This is a genomic window from Thalassolituus sp. UBA675 (assembly GCF_002297765.1).
In the GTDB taxonomy this organism is placed as follows: Bacteria; Pseudomonadota; Gammaproteobacteria; order Pseudomonadales; family Oceanobacteraceae; genus Thalassolituus.
In genome coordinates, this window is the sequence record NZ_DBNJ01000026.1 from 313,218 (window position 1) to 330,168 (window position 16,951).

Here is a 16,951-nt window from a genome sequence, read left to right on the forward strand (position 1 = left end):
TTCTCGTTAACGTTTAGTCTGGACTTTGACACGAAAGCTTATGAAGGTTCAAGGCGTAGCCTGTGACCCAGGGCAAGTCAAAAGGATCATTTACTACGGATTATTGAATAAGAGTAACCTGAGGAAATGAGTACGTGCTCAACCATTTCAGATCGCGCTCAATGGTTAAGCGATTATCGTGTTCCAGAGTCAGGCGCTCTTTATCAATTTTGAACTGTTGTTTCGGCGTCAGGGCTTTGTATTCATCGAGAATCGGCATCGAACGTGTAGCAGTATGGTGGGCGCGGAGACTTGCCAGTTCATCCATGTGCCAGACATCCGGATCGAGGCCCTTCAGCAGATACTCAAGGCGAAGTACGCCCTCGGTGATATCACACTGCTGCTGCAGAACAGAGCGACTGACGAAACGGATGTCTGAAATCAGCTCTTCCTGATGCTTGCGAAGCTGCATAGCGGCTTCTGCTTCCTCACGTTCCTGTTCTTCCTCCATTGCCTGCACTTTGCGGGTTAGACTCCACGCGTACCAGGCGAGCGGAATAATCACGAGCACGGCAAGAATGATAAGCAGGATGGAAAGGGACATGGACACCTCAGGTCAGATACGTCAGTGGTGCCATGATAACCTCTGATACCGATGGGCTGAACCCCGCCTTACGCTTCCAGACGTGCAGCCTATGCCTGATCCAGCAGGCAGCGTTTAACGATAGAGCCCTCGCGATAGCGTACTTTGAAAACAGCACCATCGCGGTGACTGTTGATTTCGAAGCGCCGGGTGGTTCTCCCGGCAACTGCGTCATTCTGAGTTTCCGGCTGGCACTGGGTGTTTGGTGAGGGGCTGCTTTCAGATGATGTAGTTGTCATCACTGTCCTCCGTTACTGAGTGGCCGAGGGCCGTCATAGCCTCACTGATGGTAAAGAAGACTTGCCCAGGATTGATTTTCTCCGCCAGATGCGTTCGGTTCAGTTGATCCATGACTGGCCCTTTAAACTCGGCCAGATGCAGAAGGACAGAACGTTCCTGAAGGCGGCTATTCAGTAACTCCAGCGCTTCAAGGCCGCAGTAATCGATGTGATTAATTGCGGTACCGACGAGGACAACGTGTTTGATGTCTGGCCGTCGCGCGGTGCGTTCAAGAACATAATCGATCAGGTAGTCGCTATTAGCAAAATACAGGTTTTCGTCGACGCGAATCAAAGTGACGCCGGGGATGGTCTCAACGGCGTGTCGTAAAACATTACGGAATTGCTGTGTACGCGGCAAACGGCCAATCTCTGCAATGTGAGGTTGACTGGTGCGACGCAGGTATATGACCAGGGAAACGATCACGCCCGCAATAATGCCGGATTCAGCGTCCATAACGATGACGAGAGTAAAGGTCGTCAACCAGACGATTCCATCACTGCGTTGAAAATGCCAGGCGTTGAGCCCATCGCGCCAGCGGAACAAAGGCCAGGTGGCGACAACGATTAATGCGCCCAGTGCAGCATGGGGAAGATGTTCGAACCAACTACCAGCGACAAGACATACGAGCGCCATAAAACCAAAGGTAAATACCGCAGCCCACTGGCTGAGCGCCCCCGCTGACTGCATCACCATGCTTCGGCCAAAGCCTCCTGCCACAGGCATCGCATGACTGATAGCTGCCGCGACGTTCGCCGTTCCCAGTGCCAGCAATTCTTGATTGGGCCTGATGCGGTTTGTTTGCTCCCGAGCCATCGTATTCGAAATCGACAGGCTTTCGAGATAGATAATCAACGCCAGAACACCGGAGGGTAGCAGTAGCGCCTGCCAGTTCAGTTCAGAAATCTGGGGCAGGGATAATGTTGGGAAACCCGAGGGAACGGCGCCTACGGTCGCCAGTGGTGGGCTGATAACGAGCACCAGCAGAATGCCTGTGGTTACCAGTACCAGTGGCCCGGCTCGGTTTGCCAGTGTGCGCAGGGCATCGGGTAACGCAAAGCGTGTCGTGACCGCAGGAATGACTTTTTGCCAGAATATGAGCAGGGCTGCGCCTGTCAGTGCTGTGATAAGAGGCCATAACGCAATATCCCGCCAATGTTCAGCAGTAAACGCAACTGGGCTCCAGCCAGGTCCGCCTCTCGGAATATCAAGCCCTGTGAAATACTTCAGCTGACTGAGGATGATCACAATCGCAGCAGCGCTGGTGAATCCGGAAATAACTGAATGGCTGATAAATGAAGTCCAGGAACCCAGCCCAATGGCAAAGAATATAAATAACCAAAGCCCGGTCATGCCGGCTAGCAGAGTCGCGTAAGCTGGGTAATCTGATGCATCGGGGCTGACGACGCCCTGAAGTGAACTCAATGTCATCAGAGAAATAATGGCCACAGGCCCGACGGCCAGAGTCGGGCTTGAACCGAGCAGAGCGTAGGCGAGCAAGGGTAGCAGGGATGAAAATAGCCCCGCTTCCGGAGGCAGGCCGGCAAGAAACGCATAAGCCACCGCTTGCGGAACCAGCATAACCGCGACGACCAGCCCGGCAATAAAATCCGGTAGCAATCCCTGGTGGGGCAGCGGGTAGAGAGTATTACTGATCTTCACTGCTGACGGGTCCGTATAAGCGGTTGAGAAGGGCAATGACATCGGCTGCACGCTGATCGCCAAGCCGATAGAACATGGACTGGGCTTCTCTGCGAGAGGTAACGAGCTGTTCGTTCCGTAGCCAGGCGAGATGCTGTGACATCGCAGACTGACTCAATGGCAGCATATTACAGAGTTCAGAAACAGATACCTCACCGCCTCGCAGAGCACACAGAATACCAAGGCGATGTTCGTTTGCCATGGCCTTTAAGAGGCGTACAGCCGCTGCGCGGTTTGCCCTTTGATCGGGGCTACTGGCGGACTCAGGTCTGTTGGCTGGCTGCATTGAATTATTCCTCGGGCGTGACAGGTAATTCACTCTTTATTGCTGAATAAGAATATTCTAATATAATGATTCTATCAAGATGAGTTACTGATCGGGGGAAGGTATGAGTCACACTATCCAAAGCTACATCCATGAAGACACGTCGACCTTTACGCACTTGCTGGTGGATGACGGGTCCCTGTCATGCGCCATTGTAGACCCTGTTCTGGACTACGACCCGAAATCAGGCAAGACAGATACGGGCTTTATTGATCGTATTCTCGATGACATCGCATCCCGCGGTCTGAACCTGAAGCTGGTACTGGAAACACATGCACACGCAGACCACCTGACATCGGCCGCCTACATACGCGAAAAAACCGGGGCGAATATTGTTATTGGACAGAAGATCAAAGGTATTCAGAAGACCTTTGCCTCGATTTTTAATGAGGCTGAGGATTTCAGAGCTGATGGCTCACAGTTTGATATTCTTCTCGGTGATGGGGCTGAGTTGATGCTGGGTGATACCCGCATTAAGAGTATGGCGACACCCGGCCACACACCTGCATGCGCGAGTTACCTGATTGATGATACCGACGTATTTGTCGGTGATACTTTATTTATGCCTGATGTCGGTACGGCACGTTGCGACTTTCCTGGCGGTGATGCAGGAACCCTCTACGATTCAATCCGCAAGTTGCTATCTCTAGACGACGATGTGTTATTGCATATGTGTCACGACTATCCACCCGAGTCACGCACTGAGTTACGCAGTGCTGTGACCGTCGGTGAGCAACGTCGCGATAATATTCATGTTGGCGACAAGCACAGCCGTGACGACTTTATCGCTATGCGCACTAAGCGCGACAGTGGTCTGGCGATGCCGCGTCTGATTTTTCCGTCTTTGCAGGTCAATATCCGCGCCGGTGACTTTCCAGCCCCGGAAAATAACGGAGTCAGCTACCTGAAAGTGCCTCTGAATCAGTTCTGATACGGTTTTTCGGTCACCGGAATTGGCATTCTCTACGGCTTCCGTTAGTCTGAGGTGAACAGCAGACGCTAACGCAATAAGGAACACTTCATGCTGGTGAACAACCGTTGGGTTCGTGCAGGCGGTAGCCTGAAAGAAAAGCCAATCAGTATTCAGTTCCGTGAGGACTGGCAGCTGGCAAAAGACTCGGGCCTTTATGGCTTATGCGTCCAGATCGCCTGGAACGCAGAGAGTAGGGATGAGAGCAGTGGTTTTCCTGCGACAGAAGAGCAGGCACGCATAGTGGCCTTCACTGAGCAGTTGCAAGCTCGTCTGGAACCCGAAGAAGATTCTGTCGTTGCCATGATGATCACTCACGATGGCATCAATCAGTGGATCATCTACACCCGCGATCTCGAGCAGCTTAAAAAAGGCCTGGATGCAATCCCGACCGATAATGGCCTGTACCCAATCGAGGTCGTCGCCGACGAGGACCCCGATTGGGAGACCTTCATTCAGGTTCATGGGCGTATAACCAGCGAAGAAGCCTGAACCGAACTGAGATCGGCACGACAGAGATTATTCGCTGTGGTGCCGCTTTCCGCGTGACTCCTCTTTGGCTGCAGCTTCTCTGGCTGCCGCTGCCTCCGCTTTCAGACGCTCAATTTCTTCGGACTCGACCTGAATCATCGCCGGCGTTTCCATACTGATGCGTCCGATTTTACCGGCGCGTAACTCATGCAACACAATTTCTGATGCTTTGTGCAGATCAACGATACCGCCAGCGCGCAGGCAGCCGCGCTTGGCCGCAATCGTATTCAGCAATTGCTCGGCGTTTTCCGGTGTCTCTTTCAGTTTGAAACGTGCCGTCAGTTCTTTTTCATAGGCGCTACGTAGGTAATCCAGAGCGAACATGGCAACGTCGGTGTACTCGATGGCAGTATCTTTTACTGCGCCACTGGCAGCCAGACGGTAGCCACTGAGTTCGTTCTCGAATCTGGGCCAGAGAATTCCGGGCGTGTCTGAGAGGACGATGCCGTTTTTCAGATCAATCATCTGATTTGCTTTGGTGACGGCGGGTTCATTTCCCGTACGGGCGATATAGCGCCCGGCCAGAGCATTGATGAGGGTCGACTTACCTACATTAGGAATCCCCATAATCATCACCCGTACGGCGCGGTTTTTATCCAGCTGCGCCTGACCGACTTTCTTCGCCAGCGCAATCAGCTGCTTAACCTGCTTCCGGTCTTCGGCAACCATGGGCAGAGCCTGTGTCTGGGCCTGCTCTGAGAAATGACTGACCCAGGCGCTTGTCGTGGCCGGGTCCGCGAGATCCGCTTTATTCAGCACCTTGATCGTTGGCTTGTCGCCACGCAATTCGTTGACGAGAGGGTTGGTGCTGGAGAAGGGCAGACGAGCGTCCAGAACTTCGATGACCAGATCGATGTCTGGCATCGCCTCGCTAATTTTTTTGCGGGCTTTGTTCATGTGCCCGGGGAACCAGTTAATGGCCATTGTGCGCTATCCCGATTGACGTTCGCTCAAGAAAGCGACACATTGTAATGCATGGCAGTGCAAGAGTAACCTTCCTCTGATTGTCATAATCAGGTGATACAAAGCATTGCTAAGGATGATGGGATTGGAGACAACCTATGGATCTTTTGCCTGTAGACATTATTGATACTGCGCGCAAACAGGGCAGACACGCGTCAGCAACCGTTTCTGGACGTCGGCGTGAAGGGTTTTTACTTGGAAATCGCTTTGTCTTTTCGGATCAGAGTGAAGTGCTCTGGATGCAAGCGGGCCCAGGTGAATTCCGGGAATTGAAGATCTGGCGTAAATAGCCAGCCTGGCTCGGTAAGAGTTGAGGTAACAGTCGGCAGATTCTGCCGTGAATTCTAGGCCGCCCAAATAGGCGGCACAGGTCTTTCGCGCTTATTCAGCGTTGGCGGTTTGCTGTTCTTCGTCGTACTCGTTTGCTGCTTCTGTCTGAGTTTCCAATGCGGCCGGTGCTTTTTCGATCGCGCTGGTTTCAGGGTAGTGAGTCGACTCTTCGTTGCTGCTGTCTTTAGCCGCAGTGTCAGGTGCTGCCGCCCGCTCTTCAGCCTGTGGCTTCGGTGTTTCCTGCTTGTTTGCCATAGAGGCTTCTTTCTCTGCCTGCTTGGCTGCCTTCTCGCGTTGCTTTTCTATCTTAGCGATCTGGCGATCCTGCTGTGTCCAATATCCGGTACGGAACTCGACATCACGCACACCGTTTTCTTCGGCGATGCTGTCTGCGATTGACTTGGCGGCATCGTCGGCATCGCGAGCCATCAGCTTACGTTCAGACGCATCAATACAGGAGAACAGATCCAGCAATGCGCTTGAGAGTACTTCCTGGGCTACATCATCACGACCTTTGCGGAACCGACGTGCGATCATGCTCAGCATGGCAAGGTCGTTCGCATCGAGGCGCAGCTTCAGCTCTGCCAGAGAGAGTTCTTTCTCGCGTTGCTCACGCTCTTCTTCGTAATATTTTCCAATCAGGGCGTGTGTCTGTGTGGTCTCGGTCATGGTTGATGGCGTCCGTAAAGTAATTCGCAAACGCGTACTTTAGCGATAACCCTCCTTAGTGTGCAACTGCAGGATAGTCGTTTATGATAGGCCTAATCTAAGTAGTCAGGTGATGTATGAGTCAGGAGCGCACAGCACAGATAATTGAGCAGAAACTGGCAACGTTGGAGCCCCAATTTTTGCGAATAGACAACGAAAGTCATATGCACTCCGGTCCGGCGACAGACTCCCACTTCAAGGTGACTCTCGTCTCTTCTGCCTTTGATGGTGTTCGTACGGTGGCTCGTCACCAGAAAGTGTACGGCATACTCAGTGATGAGCTGGCAGGGCCTGTCCACGCGCTTTCTCTGCACCTTCATACCCCAGAAGAATGGCAGACAGACTCAACTATTCCCGATTCTCCCGCGTGCATGGGGGGCAGTAAGCATGATTGATAGATTGATCGGGTTTGCGCTGGCTACTACGGCATTGGTGTTCACATCGGTGGCTGCTGCCGGTGATTGGGAAGAAGTGGCGTACGATAAAGACGAAGATATCCGCGTATATACCCGCTACGTCGAAGGCTCCGATATGAAAGCGTTTAAAGGCGTCACAACGCTTGAAAGTACAGTAACGGCGCCGGTTGCTCTGCTACAGGATGTTAAACGCGCTCATGAGTGGGTGTTTAATTGCAAGGCAATGGACCTGATTGAAGAGATAGCACCAAATAACGCTACCTACTACACAGTGACGTCTATGCCTTGGCCTGTGAAAAACCGCGATAACATCAGCGAATCACTGGTGACACAGGACGCCAGCTCTGGCGTTGTCACAGTGACCATTCAGGCGCGCAATGATATTTTCCCGTCAAACGATGACCATGTCCGGATTCGTGAACTGGATGCGACCTGGACGCTCGAGCCGCAGGCAGACGGCTTGTTAAAGGTGACGTACGAGGCGCATGCCGATCCTGGTGGTGGCTTACCGTCCTGGTTGGTGAATAGCTTTGTCGTTGAAGCACCTCTGAATACCCTGCGTGATTTCCGCGAACTGGTGGTTGATGAAAAATACCAGTCGGCCTCACGGGAATATATAACGCACTGATTTAAAAAGGCTTTTTTAGATTTGTAATATTGCTGTCATAAAAGTCAGGTACTCTCCGACGCTGGTGAATAGAGTAGTACCTACTATGCGCATTTTCGTAATTGTCACAGCACTGTTGTTATCTTTCGCGGGCCTGCCGTCTCTGGCACAGCAGCCGGAGTCGCTTTTCAGCGATATTTCCTCTGGGCGTTATCAGCATCTTTTTCGTATTGATGGCTCCAACACCATTGGTGCAGAGCTTGGTCCTGCTTTAGCTGAAGCCTGGCTGACCAGTCACGGTGCCAGCCAGTTATCCCGCGTTCCTATGGCGGAGAATGAGACCCGTATTACAGGCTACCTTGATAGTGTTGGTTCTCACGTGATTATCGATATCGCCGCCCACGGTTCAGGCACCGGGTTTAAAGCCCTGTCTAAGGGGCTGACCGACATTGCCGCCGCGTCTCGTCCGGTAAAAGCCAGCGAAGCGGCGATGATACCAACGGCGGACCTGACCAGTGTTGAAAGTGAACATATTGTTGGCATCGACGGTCTGGCCATCATCGTTGATCCCTCAAACCCGCTTAATGCGTTGAGCGTGGACGCTCTCCGCAATATTTTCTCAGGTCAGGTCGCTAACTGGAAAGAGGTTGGTGGTCCGGACATGCCAGTCAGTATCTTTGCACGTGATGACAAGTCAGGTACCTGGGATAGCTTCCGTCATATGGTATTAGGTAAGACTCCACTGGCTGAGACTGCTGAGCGCTTTGAATCGAATAACGACCTTTCTGATCGGGTTAGCGGCGTTCGCGGCGCGATCGGATTTGTCGGCCTCCCCGCGGTGCGTCAATCGAAGCTGCTGTCGGTATCGGTGGGAGATGTAGCAGCGCTGGCGCCAGATCGCCTGACGGTTGCGACTGAGGATTATGCCTTGTCCCGTCGTTTATACATGTACACCGCGGGTACATCAGATAACCCCTACGCACGAGACTTCCTGCGTTTTGTCGCGACCGAGGGGCAGGAGCAGGTGGCTGCGACAGGCTTTATTTCACAGGATGTTTCTGCAGTTCGCCCAGAGAATACTGCCAGCTTGCCTTCAGAAATACGTCAGCGGGTTGAAGGCGCCTATCGCCTGAGTGTTAATTTCCGCTTCAAGGACGGTTCCGCCCGGCTGGATAACAAAGCCCAGCGTGACGTAGAACGCCTTGTGAAGTACCTGAGTAACAATCCAGATGCTGATGTAATGCTGTTCGGTTACGCGTCTGAAAGCGACGACCTGAATCGTGCTCACCTGTTGTCCAAGCATCGGGCCATGGCGGTCAGTCGGGCATTGAAGCAGGAGGCGCTCTATCCGGATGAGATTGATGGATTTGGTGCGGAGGCACCACTGGCGCGCATAGAAGGAAACGATGGCCGTCAGAAGAACAGTCGGGTGGAAGTCTGGATTCGCCCACCGCATTCAATCGCCGAAGCGCTGTAACGCGCTTCGCGATTGGCCGGACGTCGCTCTGATAGATCAGGCGGCGCCGTGCATCATCAGATAAAGTTCGACGACTGCCGCAGGAATGTTGGCGCACATACGGTCGGACAGGTCAGCATCTTCATCGATATCCGCCATTTCTGGCTCATCCATAAACAGCCCTGATGCATACATGATCGGGAACAGGTGCTGAGCCACGATTTCCTCACGGTCGGCATACCAGGCTTCTTCGTTAAGCAGAACGGCTGACATAAAGCCCATTGCCCAGCTTTCGAGTGGTGGTTCGTTTTCATCGTCGATCAATGTCAGATCCGTAGGGACGGGAAAGTCCTGACCGGAATCCAGCCACGCCTGTATCTCTTTCGACAGCTGGCTCATCAGGGTATCAACTTCCTGACGTTCCGCTTTCGAGAAACCGGGTTGTGCTTCAAACGCACAATCCCATAGGGTTTGTTGGTCCATGCCAGAGGCACCCGAAGGGCCCGTCAGAAGGCCGGTAATGAAACCGTGTACAGCGAAGAAATCAAAGCTATCGTTGCGCTCTGCTTCGTCTTCAAGCAGAGTGCCGAGTCGTTCGAGTTCTTCTTCGGTAAGGGTTGGGATACTATTCAGATCAGTCATATATTCAGAAATCAGATTAACTTAATTCGGGCAATCGTATCAGGCTTATGAGACAGCGGAAATCCTACCGGCAGGAATTATGGTTAGATGTCGCCGGAGAACAGGTAAAAGTACTGCTGAGTGCGTCCGTCCGGAAGTCGATTCGCCTGCAAGTGAACTCAGAAGGTGACGTTGATATCCGAGTGCCGGTCGGTACTCCCAAGAGCGATGTACTGACCTTTGTTCGTCGACATGAGAGCTGGCTGAGTGAGCGCCGCGAGGCGGTGAGAGAGCGCGATCGTAAGCGCGCCGCATCGGTAACTCTTTATGGCCGTGAACTGCCCATTATGGAAAGTGCGCTGGGTGAATTTCTGGTCACTGATCAGCAAGTATGGATGCCACTGGAGTGGTCGCAGGAGAAACGCGATAAGGCACTCGATAAATGGCAGCGAGAAGAAGCACGCCTCTGTTTCACGCGTTTAATCGAACAATGGTGGCCACGTTTCACCAAACCCGGCCGTGAGCGTCCCGTATTGCGCGTAAAGCGGATGCGTACGCGCTGGGGCAGTCTCTCTAAGAAGGGTTACATCAACCTGAATCTGGCTCTTCTGTCGCTGCCTGAGGATCTTATTGAGCTGGTGGTTGTTCACGAACTTTGTCATCTCGAACATTTCGATCATGGTCCGGGGTTTAAAGCTTGTATGACATCTTGCTTACCGGACTGGCGTGCGCGCGACAAGCGAATCAATCAGGCGGGTCTGATGCTGCTTTAAAGCAGCATCAGGTCACCTGCAATACGCTCTCTTATCGATTACTGACGTCTGTGTTCACCCACAACTGCGAATACCAGTAGAAACGGCCAGGTTGGCTCAGACTGGGAGCAGTGCAGTTATAGCGGCCCCGGCCAGCAGTGATGGCGTTCGGTTGCTGCATCTCCACGGTCATGATTTTACCTTCGACAGACGTTTCTATATCCAACTCTCCAGCGCCGGCGGCATAGCATTGCAGTTGCGCGGGCTTGAAGTCGTCCACATCAATGGTCAGGGTGAGTTCTGGTGGGTTATTTTCCAGTACGGGGTCTCGCACCTGATCGGCTGAAATCGAAAACGGCAGGCTCATAAGCTTGGTCGCAAGAGTGTCTGTGTTGGCATACACCCCAGAGGCCGGGAACCGCGCTATGACCTGCGGATGAGCGCTCTGACCAACGGCGCCGCTCTGTTGACCGAAAGCAATGTAACCATGATCTTCCAGCCATTCGGCCATCTCCAGTGTGTACTCGCCGTAGGGGTAGGCAAACATACGGGTTGATGATCCGGTCTCTGCCTTAATACGTGCTTCCGCTTGTTTGATTTCGTTTTCCCACCAGTCTTCGGCATCCTGACCTTCAGGGGTTTCCAGTAAGTAGGGGTGGCTGCGTGTATGGTTGGCAATGACAGCTCCACCGTCTTTAATCTCGCGAAGCTGATCCCAGGTCATCATGTCGGCGTATTTCTTATCCACCGGGTCAGTACTGGTGAACATAGTAAATGACCAGCCGCGTTTCTTAAGTTCTGGCCAGGCATTCTCGTAGACTGACAGATACGCATCGTCGAACGTAATTGCGACGGCACGCTCGGGTAAGGGCTCACCGGTCATGATCGACTGCAGCGCTTCTTCGAGGTTCACCACGGTCATGTTCTTTTCTTCCAGCAAGGTCATATGTTCGCGGAAGACCTCGGGTGTCACACTGGTAATGGCCGGGGTCGAAGCATTGACGTGGTGGTACTGCAGGATCACCAGTGCGTTTGCCAGGCCCGGAAACAGGGCGCTCATAATGAATACAGCAAAGATCAATCGGTGCGTCATATAGTCCTCAGAGTTGGCTCTCTATTCGTAATAGCTTCTATCGTGGTCAGCTGTTAGCCGTGCCGATAGCGTAATCGTTGATAGGCGGAGCTGACTTTGCGGAACGCCTCTGCGTCGCCGCCTTTGTCTGGATGATGCTGACTCGCCAGCCGTCGGTATTGCTGTCGGATGGTACTGAGATCTACCGGAGGCGTCAGCTCCAGCATAGCCAGATCATCGTCGTAATGTTCTGGTATGACCATGCGCTGCCAGAAATCGTTCAACAGGGCGTCGACGCTGGCCTGATCTGTATCCAGATTGTTCAGATCGAGATAATACTCAGCGAGTGCATCGTGTTGGTCGGGCAGGTCGCTCCCGCTGTCGGTTTTTAAAGGAACGAGTCCTATATCCAGTGCACTGATCTGAAGGTAACCCCGCGCATCCTCAAGCCAACGATTTCGCAATCGATACAGGGCATGCATGACGATGAAGTTAGCCCGGAACAGAGTCATAGAATCGCTCAGGGCATCTTCACGAAATATGCCTTGCTCTGGGGCCTGTAACCACCGGATCAGTTCGTATTCCGGGCACCGGTGTCCGTCGGCAAGGTAAGTCGCTAACAGGTCGGTGACCAGATTGAGAGTGTCTTCTTCCATGCACACAAGGTAGCACAGAGCGGAGCCGTCAGCTTCGTCTATCGGGGTCCGTTTCTTCGATCACGCGTCGGACAAAGCCGGGAAGGCGTGGACTGATGTGATTCAGACGCCTTGAGGTCACCGGATAACGACATCGCAGACGCTTCAGGTAACGCGACAGAGCGGGGATTGCTGGAACGAGCAGCGAAACGCCAAGGATGATCATCAGTAAACCAACGGGTACAGGCAATGGCAGAACGAGTAGCCCGGCAACGATCAGAAGGACGCCGCCGACAAGAGTTACACTGCGTCGGATCATTAGTTATGCTTTAGAAAAGCCTCAAAGGGCGCGTGCAAGTAGTGTGTGCGCTCAAACTACTGACCAGATGTTGCAATACGATGACCGAAAATAAAAAGCCGCTGCCGCGCCGGGCACACCTGATTACACCGGGCGGGCTGAAAGCTCTTGAAGACGAGCACGATTTTTTATGGCGCCGCGAACGCCCGAAGGTAACCCAGGAGGTCTCTGACGCAGCTAAGCTCGGAGACCGCTCCGAGAACGCGGAATATATTTACGGTAAAAAGCGCCTGAGACAGATTGATAGTCGTCTCAGGTTTCTCGGCAAGCGCATTGAGGCAGTCACCGTAGTCGACCGCCCGCCCACAGATCTGGATAAGGTTTTCTTCGGTGCCTGGATCGAACTGGAAGACGAAGAGGGCGAGATCCTGCGTTACCGTATCGTTGGCGAAGATGAGATCGACTTGCCGCATGGTTATATCAGCGTCGATGCGCCGCTGGCCCGTGGCGTAATCGGTAAGTTCGTTGATGATGAGGTGACGGTGCGCCTACCGAAAGGTGAGGCGACGTACTTTATTGCCAGCGTACGGTACGAGCGACCTGACTGGGATAAGCGGCCCACACCCGAGTTCTCGTAAGTGATCCCCGTACGGGAATATGACGCACGGGCAGGTATGAACTAATCTTGAGCAAAGGAGGTGCATGATGATGCAACGATGGCTGCTTACGCTGCTCGCTATACCGGCCCTGGCTCTGGCCGATAATCACGCGGCTCACGGTTCAGGTTCGAACTCAGACGCTAAAGATGCGCTGTCAGAAGCCTATGTAATGCCGGTCTGGGTCGATGCAGTGACTCAGGTTTGCCCGTGGAAATCGGAAGATGCTGAAGGGTATATCCGTCTGATTCGGAAGAAGAACGACGATGGTAGTCACGGGCTGTTCGTACAATGGATACGGAAAGGAATTGCGGGTGCCCCGACCTCGGCGGTATCAACGTTGGCCGTAGAGCCGCTTGAAAAAGACTATCTGGTCAGAATTGAAATGCCGCAGCCGACCCTGGCGCGGGATGCTTGTCGCCTCAAGGCGATGGCGGAAGATATGATGAATGAGCGACGTTACGAATTCGACCTGCTGCTCCGGGGGCCTGGCGACATGCAGGTCAATATTACGCGTATGCTTGGCGGCGGAGTCTGAGCGGGTCAGTCGTCCGACGCCAGAAGGTCAATGCGGGTACCCAGGTGGCTCTTATCCTGTTCGTCCTGCAGACCTTCGAAGTTCCACAGTTCGCGATCGCCCAGCTGTGATGGCGCAACGTTACAGACAGCGGCAAAGATGTTTTCACTGCGTCCTGGTTGTTCTTTCTCCCACTGAGCCAGCATTCCTTTGATGTTCTGACGCTGCAGGTTCTCTTGAGAACCGCACAGATTGCAGGGAATGATCGGGAATTCTTTCTCGATGGCAAACTTCTCAATGTCTTTTTCTTTGCAATACGCCAGAGGACGAATGAGAACGTGCTTTTTGTCGTCGCTGAGCAGCTTGGGCGGCATGGCCTTGAGCTTGCCGCCGTGGAACATATTCAGAAATAGAGTTTCGATGATGTCGTCACGGTGATGACCCAATGCAATCTTGTTGGCGCCAATCGATTCTGCATAGCCATACAGAGTACCGCGGCGCAGGCGTGAGCATAGCCCGCAGGTGGTTTTTCCTTCAGGGATGATCTCTTTAACGACGCTGTAGGTGTCTTTCTCGATGATATGGTAGGGCACGCCCACCTGTTCAAGGTAAGCCGGTAGGATATGCTCAGGGAAGCCTGGCTGTTTCTGATCCATATTGACGGCGATCAGCTCGAAGTTGACGGGCGCGCTCTTTTGCAGGCTCATCAGAATTTCCAGCATGGTGTAAGAGTCTTTGCCACCCGACAGACACACCATGATTTTGTCACCGTCTTCAATCATCCGGTAATCTTCGATGGCTTTGCCGACGTTACGACGAAGGCGCTTCTGGAGCTTGTTGAATTCGGTTCTGGATTTGCGTTCAGCTTGATTGGCTGCAGCTTCAGTAGCTTCTGCAGATAGCTCAGCGGCCGCTGGATCGAAGATCTCAGGCTGATAGCCTTCTTCAGGTTGTGAAACAGCAGATTCAGACACGTTCAATTCAGACATACAACACCCCATGCGTAGGGTGCGCTTTATATCAGAATGCGGTGCTTATATAAACATCAGGCCACAGCGTCACTGGATTCAACCAGTTCTTCATAGCGTTGCACGAAGTCCTGTACGCTCAGGTCGTCACGGGTGTGATAACAGTTTTTCCAGAGCGTTGCCAGATGCACCACACTGGCGCCACGGGGCAGGGTGAACTGAGGGTGGCGAACGTAGGCGAGCCAGGTAACAGCGGTCGCATAGGCGAGGTTTGTTGTTAGTTCAGCGTGCGGGTTCTCCAGGAATTCCCGTTGGCTGGCAATGCCTCGCACTTTACTGGCCAGTTCTGGCCGATCTGCAAGATAGTCATCCCAGATATGCCGGTGCGTCAGGCCATGCAGCCGGTAAATACCCGAGGTGCGTTGCCCCTCTGTTTTCAGGAATGAGCCCAGCTCAGACTCAATGGCTGCAGTACCCAGCAGTAAAAGCTCTGCGTCGGCACTGTTAGCGTCCAGTTTCTGCAGTGTTGGACGAATAACGTACGTCCGGAAATCATCAGCATCTATACCCATCAGAAACTCCAGAGGGTGTAATTTTGGCAGTCTCAATATCAGGAGCAATAAGCGTACCTGAATAACTGCCGGTACAGGCAGCGCCTGTTATCAGATGTTTACTCAATAGTACTGCCCAGTACGTGAAGCATAGTGATGCAGGTCTCAGGGGGAAGCAAATATTTGCGCACTGTGACCAATGTCTGATATAGCGAGCGAAAAGAGGATGAGCACGGTCCGTGTGCTCATTAGGATGCTAAAAGCCAAAATTTAAATCAGCTTTCTGCCTGATGCAGACACTCATCGTTGGCGCGTGTCAGGCCCGCGAGATCATACAGGGTGTCGCTGTCTTTCAGGATAATCTCTTTGCCCTGTGTTTCGATCAGTTCATTTTTCTGGAAGCGTGTGAACACTCGGCTGATGGTTTCTACCGCCAGGCCCAGGTAGTTACTGATGTCGACACGTGACATTGGCAGGCGGAAGTGAGTCGCTGAGAAACCACGACGCTGATAACGTTGCGAAATATCTAGTAGGAAAGAGGCAACACGTTCTTCTGCATTCTTCTTGCTGAGAAGCAGCATCATGTTCTGATCGTGCCGGATTTCAGTGCCCATGGTGGTCATCAGCTGACGACGCAAATCAGGTAGCTCATCCGCCAGTTGTTCAAGCTGCTGCAACGGAATTTCACATACTGTTGTGGTTTCGAGGGCTTTTGCCGTCAGCGGATACGTGCCTGCGTTGTAGCCAGACAATCCGATCAGCTCGCTGGCCAGGTGAAAACCTGTGATCTGCTCTTCGCCGTTACTTGCCAGGGTGTAGGTCTTCAGTGCACCCGTACGAACCGCGAATACAGACTGAAATTCTGTACCTTGCTGAAACAGCAGTTGGCCTTTCTGGATCGGGCGACCACGACGGATGATGTCGTCCAGACGTTCCATATCGCTTTCAGTCAGGGAAAGTGGCAGACACAGAGCATTCAGTGAGCAGGTCTGACAATGAGGCTGTGCTCCACGCATAGGAGCATTAACTGACGTTTTCATAGGCAAGAACGATCTCTAATACTTTAGATCAAGCGGCTGCGAACATGGCTGGTTGCCACACGGAGGCCAAAGTCCAGCAACCATAACCGATCAATAATAGGCCCGCAATATTTCGCGCCCACTGATGCCGAATAATATTCATCACGGATGCCGAGGCCAGCCCAGCGGATAAAATAGCGGGAAAGGTTCCGAGACCAAAAACAAACATGGTCAGGGCGCCCATCGCAGGCTGACCGTTAGCTGCTACCCAGCTCAGGGTGCTGTATATGAGCCCACACGGCAACCATCCCCACAACATGCCGAGAAGCCACTGGCTGGCTGGGTCTGAACGGCCCAGTCGTTTCTGGGCGTGGGGTTGAATTCTGCGCCAGAACAGTTGGCCAATTTGCTCAATGCGGGTGAGCCACAGTGCCCAGCGCGCGACGTAGAGACCCATTAATATGAGCATAACGCCTGCGATTGAACGTAGTGTGATCATCAGAGCTTCGTGCAGGCTCGACAGCCAAAGTCCGAGACTGCCAACAATCAGGCCTGCAAGGGTATAGCTGGTAATGCGGCCAAAATTGAACAGCAGTGAAGCCCGGACTCTGTGCTGGGTGTCCAGCTGTCCTGCTGCCGCGGCAACTCCACCACACATAACCAGGCAGTGGCTAGCACCAAATAAGCCAAGTAGCAGGGCGGTAAGGAGGGATAAGGGTTCAGTCATTCTTGGATTTTTTGGGTTCGCCGTCTGACTCTGAATCCGCGTCTGAATTGGTCTCAACGCTATCTTCGCGGCGCTCGTTCAGGTACTCATCATCATCGAACAGAATCTTGTGCGCGGGCGAATCCAGGTCATCAAACTGGCCGCCTTTCACAGCCCAGAAAAAGATGGCAACTGCAATGGCGAGCAGGGCAATCGACAGGGGAACCAGTACGTAAATAATATCCATG

Annotated in this window: 24 protein-coding genes; 10 read left to right on the forward strand and 14 right to left on the reverse strand. The window is 53.0% G+C overall.

The window, feature by feature from the left end; all coding sequences use genetic code 11:
* Window positions 1–100: 100 nt before the first annotated feature.
* Window positions 101–583, reverse strand: a complete 483-nt coding sequence (locus tag B3007_RS12130; protein ID WP_068439508.1) for a DUF2489 domain-containing protein — start codon at window positions 581–583, stop codon at window positions 101–103.
* Window positions 584–615: 32 nt separating this feature from the next.
* Between B3007_RS12130 and B3007_RS12135 the strand changes: the two genes are divergently transcribed.
* Window positions 616–831: a hypothetical protein gene (locus B3007_RS12135; RefSeq protein ID WP_068439506.1), complete on the forward strand. Its 216-nt coding sequence runs from the start codon at window positions 616–618 to the stop codon at window positions 829–831.
* Window positions 832–841: 10 nt separating this feature from the next.
* On the opposite strand, the gene B3007_RS12140 is transcribed toward B3007_RS12135, so the two are convergent.
* Both B3007_RS12140 and B3007_RS12145 read right to left on the reverse strand, forming a co-directional pair.
* On the reverse strand, window positions 842–2,563 hold the full coding sequence (locus B3007_RS12140; RefSeq protein ID WP_068439504.1) for a SulP family inorganic anion transporter: 1,722 nt from the start codon (window positions 2,561–2,563) through the stop codon (window positions 842–844).
* Window positions 2,550–2,888: an ArsR/SmtB family transcription factor gene (locus B3007_RS12145; RefSeq protein WP_301377322.1), complete on the reverse strand. Its 339-nt coding sequence runs from the start codon at window positions 2,886–2,888 to the stop codon at window positions 2,550–2,552. The genes B3007_RS12140 and B3007_RS12145 overlap by 14 nt, the downstream gene beginning before the upstream one ends.
* 103 nt (window positions 2,889–2,991) lie before the next feature.
* Between B3007_RS12145 and B3007_RS12150 the strand changes: the two genes are divergently transcribed.
* The gene (locus B3007_RS12150) at window positions 2,992–3,858 is read left to right on the forward strand and encodes an MBL fold metallo-hydrolase (protein ID WP_301377320.1); all 867 of its coding nucleotides are present in this window, start codon (window positions 2,992–2,994) and stop codon (window positions 3,856–3,858) included.
* A gap of 90 nt (window positions 3,859–3,948) precedes the next feature.
* Entirely contained in the window at window positions 3,949–4,389 is a 441-nt protein-coding gene (locus tag B3007_RS12155) for a DUF695 domain-containing protein (protein ID WP_076517053.1), read from the forward strand.
* Between the two features lie 27 nt (window positions 4,390–4,416).
* Here the strand turns inward: B3007_RS12155 and ylqF are convergent, their stop codons facing one another.
* On the reverse strand, window positions 4,417–5,352 hold the full coding sequence (gene ylqF / locus B3007_RS12160; protein WP_301377318.1) for a ribosome biogenesis GTPase YlqF: 936 nt from the start codon (window positions 5,350–5,352) through the stop codon (window positions 4,417–4,419).
* A gap of 137 nt (window positions 5,353–5,489) precedes the next feature.
* On the opposite strand from ylqF, the gene B3007_RS12165 reads away from it, so the two are divergent.
* Complete coding sequence (locus tag B3007_RS12165) at window positions 5,490–5,681, forward strand: hypothetical protein (RefSeq protein ID WP_068439496.1); 192 nt, start codon at window positions 5,490–5,492, stop codon at window positions 5,679–5,681.
* A 91-nt stretch (window positions 5,682–5,772) separates the two neighbouring features.
* Here the strand turns inward: B3007_RS12165 and B3007_RS12170 are convergent, their stop codons facing one another.
* Window positions 5,773–6,390: a hypothetical protein gene (locus tag B3007_RS12170; RefSeq protein ID WP_301377316.1), complete on the reverse strand. Its 618-nt coding sequence runs from the start codon at window positions 6,388–6,390 to the stop codon at window positions 5,773–5,775.
* A gap of 116 nt (window positions 6,391–6,506) precedes the next feature.
* Between B3007_RS12170 and B3007_RS12175 the strand changes: the two genes are divergently transcribed.
* The 3 genes from B3007_RS12175 to B3007_RS12185 all read left to right on the forward strand — a co-directional run bounded on the left by B3007_RS12175 (window position 6,507) and on the right by B3007_RS12185 (window position 8,929).
* Window positions 6,507–6,824, forward strand: coding sequence for a BolA family protein (locus tag B3007_RS12175; protein ID WP_068439494.1), 318 nt, complete (start codon window positions 6,507–6,509; stop codon window positions 6,822–6,824).
* Window positions 6,817–7,473: an START domain-containing protein gene (locus B3007_RS12180; RefSeq protein WP_297531926.1), complete on the forward strand. Its 657-nt coding sequence runs from the start codon at window positions 6,817–6,819 to the stop codon at window positions 7,471–7,473. Before B3007_RS12175 ends, B3007_RS12180 begins: the two co-directional genes overlap by 8 nt.
* Before the next feature lie 85 nt (window positions 7,474–7,558).
* On the forward strand, window positions 7,559–8,929 hold the full coding sequence (locus B3007_RS12185) for a phosphate ABC transporter substrate-binding/OmpA family protein (RefSeq protein WP_301377314.1): 1,371 nt from the start codon (window positions 7,559–7,561) through the stop codon (window positions 8,927–8,929).
* Between the two features lie 36 nt (window positions 8,930–8,965).
* Here the strand turns inward: B3007_RS12185 and B3007_RS12190 are convergent, their stop codons facing one another.
* Window positions 8,966–9,550: a YecA family protein gene (locus B3007_RS12190; RefSeq protein WP_301377313.1), complete on the reverse strand. Its 585-nt coding sequence runs from the start codon at window positions 9,548–9,550 to the stop codon at window positions 8,966–8,968.
* A 47-nt stretch (window positions 9,551–9,597) separates the two neighbouring features.
* On the opposite strand from B3007_RS12190, the gene B3007_RS12195 reads away from it, so the two are divergent.
* Window positions 9,598–10,302, forward strand: coding sequence for a M48 family metallopeptidase (locus B3007_RS12195; RefSeq protein ID WP_301377312.1), 705 nt, complete (start codon window positions 9,598–9,600; stop codon window positions 10,300–10,302).
* A gap of 31 nt (window positions 10,303–10,333) precedes the next feature.
* On the opposite strand, the gene B3007_RS12200 is transcribed toward B3007_RS12195, so the two are convergent.
* From B3007_RS12200 to B3007_RS12210, 3 genes are read right to left on the reverse strand one after another with little or no spacing between them, the layout of a single operon-like run.
* Window positions 10,334–11,374, reverse strand: a complete 1,041-nt coding sequence (locus B3007_RS12200) for a polysaccharide deacetylase family protein (protein ID WP_068443910.1) — start codon at window positions 11,372–11,374, stop codon at window positions 10,334–10,336.
* 53 nt (window positions 11,375–11,427) lie between these two features.
* Window positions 11,428–12,009, reverse strand: coding sequence for a DNA-J related domain-containing protein (locus B3007_RS12205; protein WP_297531918.1), 582 nt, complete (start codon window positions 12,007–12,009; stop codon window positions 11,428–11,430).
* A 28-nt stretch (window positions 12,010–12,037) separates the two neighbouring features.
* Window positions 12,038–12,307, reverse strand: a complete 270-nt coding sequence (locus B3007_RS12210) for a PGPGW domain-containing protein (RefSeq protein ID WP_068443904.1) — start codon at window positions 12,305–12,307, stop codon at window positions 12,038–12,040.
* Between the two features lie 80 nt (window positions 12,308–12,387).
* On the opposite strand from B3007_RS12210, the gene greB reads away from it, so the two are divergent.
* Both greB and B3007_RS12220 read left to right on the forward strand, forming a co-directional pair.
* Window positions 12,388–12,924 (forward strand): transcription elongation factor GreB, encoded by a 537-nt coding sequence (greB, locus tag B3007_RS12215; protein WP_301377311.1) that lies wholly within the window; start codon window positions 12,388–12,390, stop codon window positions 12,922–12,924.
* A gap of 67 nt (window positions 12,925–12,991) precedes the next feature.
* Complete coding sequence (locus B3007_RS12220; protein ID WP_068439775.1) at window positions 12,992–13,480, forward strand: hypothetical protein; 489 nt, start codon at window positions 12,992–12,994, stop codon at window positions 13,478–13,480.
* Window positions 13,481–13,485: 5 nt separating this feature from the next.
* Here B3007_RS12220 and ttcA read toward each other — a convergent pair whose 3' ends face one another.
* From ttcA to ccoS, 5 genes are all read right to left on the reverse strand, one after another.
* Complete coding sequence (gene ttcA, locus B3007_RS12225; RefSeq protein ID WP_297531911.1) at window positions 13,486–14,448, reverse strand: tRNA 2-thiocytidine(32) synthetase TtcA; 963 nt, start codon at window positions 14,446–14,448, stop codon at window positions 13,486–13,488.
* A 56-nt stretch (window positions 14,449–14,504) separates the two neighbouring features.
* A complete protein-coding gene (locus tag B3007_RS12230) occupies window positions 14,505–14,999 on the reverse strand; it encodes a hypothetical protein (protein ID WP_068438283.1) in 495 nt (164 codons plus the stop codon).
* Window positions 15,000–15,253: 254 nt separating this feature from the next.
* Window positions 15,254–16,018 carry a fumarate/nitrate reduction transcriptional regulator Fnr gene (gene fnr / locus B3007_RS12235; protein ID WP_301377307.1) on the reverse strand — a complete coding sequence of 255 codons (765 nt, stop codon included), beginning with the start codon at window positions 16,016–16,018 and terminating at the stop codon, window positions 15,254–15,256.
* 28 nt (window positions 16,019–16,046) lie between these two features.
* Window positions 16,047–16,724, reverse strand: a complete 678-nt coding sequence (locus tag B3007_RS12240; RefSeq protein WP_297531907.1) for a sulfite exporter TauE/SafE family protein — start codon at window positions 16,722–16,724, stop codon at window positions 16,047–16,049.
* Entirely contained in the window at window positions 16,717–16,950 is a 234-nt protein-coding gene (gene ccoS / locus B3007_RS12245; protein WP_301377305.1) for a cbb3-type cytochrome oxidase assembly protein CcoS, read from the reverse strand. Before ccoS ends, B3007_RS12240 begins: the two co-directional genes overlap by 8 nt.
* Between the last annotated feature and the right edge of the window lies 1 nt (window position 16,951).

What these genes read in the sequence shown, in the direction of transcription:
- B3007_RS12130 (WP_068439508.1), bottom strand. Translation starts at nt 583, where the DNA reads ATGTCCCTTTCCATCCTGCTTATCATTCTTGCCGTGCTCGTGATTATT.
- B3007_RS12135 (WP_068439506.1), top strand. Translation starts at nt 616, where the DNA reads ATGATAACCTCTGATACCGATGGGCTGAACCCCGCCTTACGCTTCCAG.
- B3007_RS12145 (WP_301377322.1), bottom strand. Translation starts at nt 2,888, where the DNA reads ATGCAGCCAGCCAACAGACCTGAGTCCGCCAGTAGCCCCGATCAAAGG.
- B3007_RS12150 (WP_301377320.1), top strand. Translation starts at nt 2,992, where the DNA reads ATGAGTCACACTATCCAAAGCTACATCCATGAAGACACGTCGACCTTT.
- B3007_RS12155 (WP_076517053.1), top strand. Translation starts at nt 3,949, where the DNA reads ATGCTGGTGAACAACCGTTGGGTTCGTGCAGGCGGTAGCCTGAAAGAA.
- ylqF (WP_301377318.1), bottom strand. Translation starts at nt 5,352, where the DNA reads ATGGCCATTAACTGGTTCCCCGGGCACATGAACAAAGCCCGCAAAAAA.
- B3007_RS12165 (WP_068439496.1), top strand. Translation starts at nt 5,490, where the DNA reads ATGGATCTTTTGCCTGTAGACATTATTGATACTGCGCGCAAACAGGGC.
- B3007_RS12170 (WP_301377316.1), bottom strand. Translation starts at nt 6,390, where the DNA reads ATGACCGAGACCACACAGACACACGCCCTGATTGGAAAATATTACGAA.
- B3007_RS12175 (WP_068439494.1), top strand. Translation starts at nt 6,507, where the DNA reads ATGAGTCAGGAGCGCACAGCACAGATAATTGAGCAGAAACTGGCAACG.
- B3007_RS12180 (WP_297531926.1), top strand. Translation starts at nt 6,817, where the DNA reads ATGATTGATAGATTGATCGGGTTTGCGCTGGCTACTACGGCATTGGTG.
- B3007_RS12185 (WP_301377314.1), top strand. Translation starts at nt 7,559, where the DNA reads ATGCGCATTTTCGTAATTGTCACAGCACTGTTGTTATCTTTCGCGGGC.
- B3007_RS12190 (WP_301377313.1), bottom strand. Translation starts at nt 9,550, where the DNA reads ATGACTGATCTGAATAGTATCCCAACCCTTACCGAAGAAGAACTCGAA.
- B3007_RS12195 (WP_301377312.1), top strand. Translation starts at nt 9,598, where the DNA reads ATGAGACAGCGGAAATCCTACCGGCAGGAATTATGGTTAGATGTCGCC.
- B3007_RS12200 (WP_068443910.1), bottom strand. Translation starts at nt 11,374, where the DNA reads ATGACGCACCGATTGATCTTTGCTGTATTCATTATGAGCGCCCTGTTT.
- B3007_RS12205 (WP_297531918.1), bottom strand. Translation starts at nt 12,009, where the DNA reads ATGGAAGAAGACACTCTCAATCTGGTCACCGACCTGTTAGCGACTTAC.
- B3007_RS12210 (WP_068443904.1), bottom strand. Translation starts at nt 12,307, where the DNA reads ATGATCCGACGCAGTGTAACTCTTGTCGGCGGCGTCCTTCTGATCGTT.
- greB (WP_301377311.1), top strand. Translation starts at nt 12,388, where the DNA reads ATGACCGAAAATAAAAAGCCGCTGCCGCGCCGGGCACACCTGATTACA.
- B3007_RS12220 (WP_068439775.1), top strand. Translation starts at nt 12,992, where the DNA reads ATGATGCAACGATGGCTGCTTACGCTGCTCGCTATACCGGCCCTGGCT.
- ttcA (WP_297531911.1), bottom strand. Translation starts at nt 14,448, where the DNA reads ATGTCTGAATTGAACGTGTCTGAATCTGCTGTTTCACAACCTGAAGAA.
- B3007_RS12230 (WP_068438283.1), bottom strand. Translation starts at nt 14,999, where the DNA reads ATGGGTATAGATGCTGATGATTTCCGGACGTACGTTATTCGTCCAACA.
- fnr (WP_301377307.1), bottom strand. Translation starts at nt 16,018, where the DNA reads ATGAAAACGTCAGTTAATGCTCCTATGCGTGGAGCACAGCCTCATTGT.
- B3007_RS12240 (WP_297531907.1), bottom strand. Translation starts at nt 16,724, where the DNA reads ATGACTGAACCCTTATCCCTCCTTACCGCCCTGCTACTTGGCTTATTT.
- ccoS (WP_301377305.1), bottom strand. Translation starts at nt 16,950, where the DNA reads ATGGATATTATTTACGTACTGGTTCCCCTGTCGATTGCCCTGCTCGCC.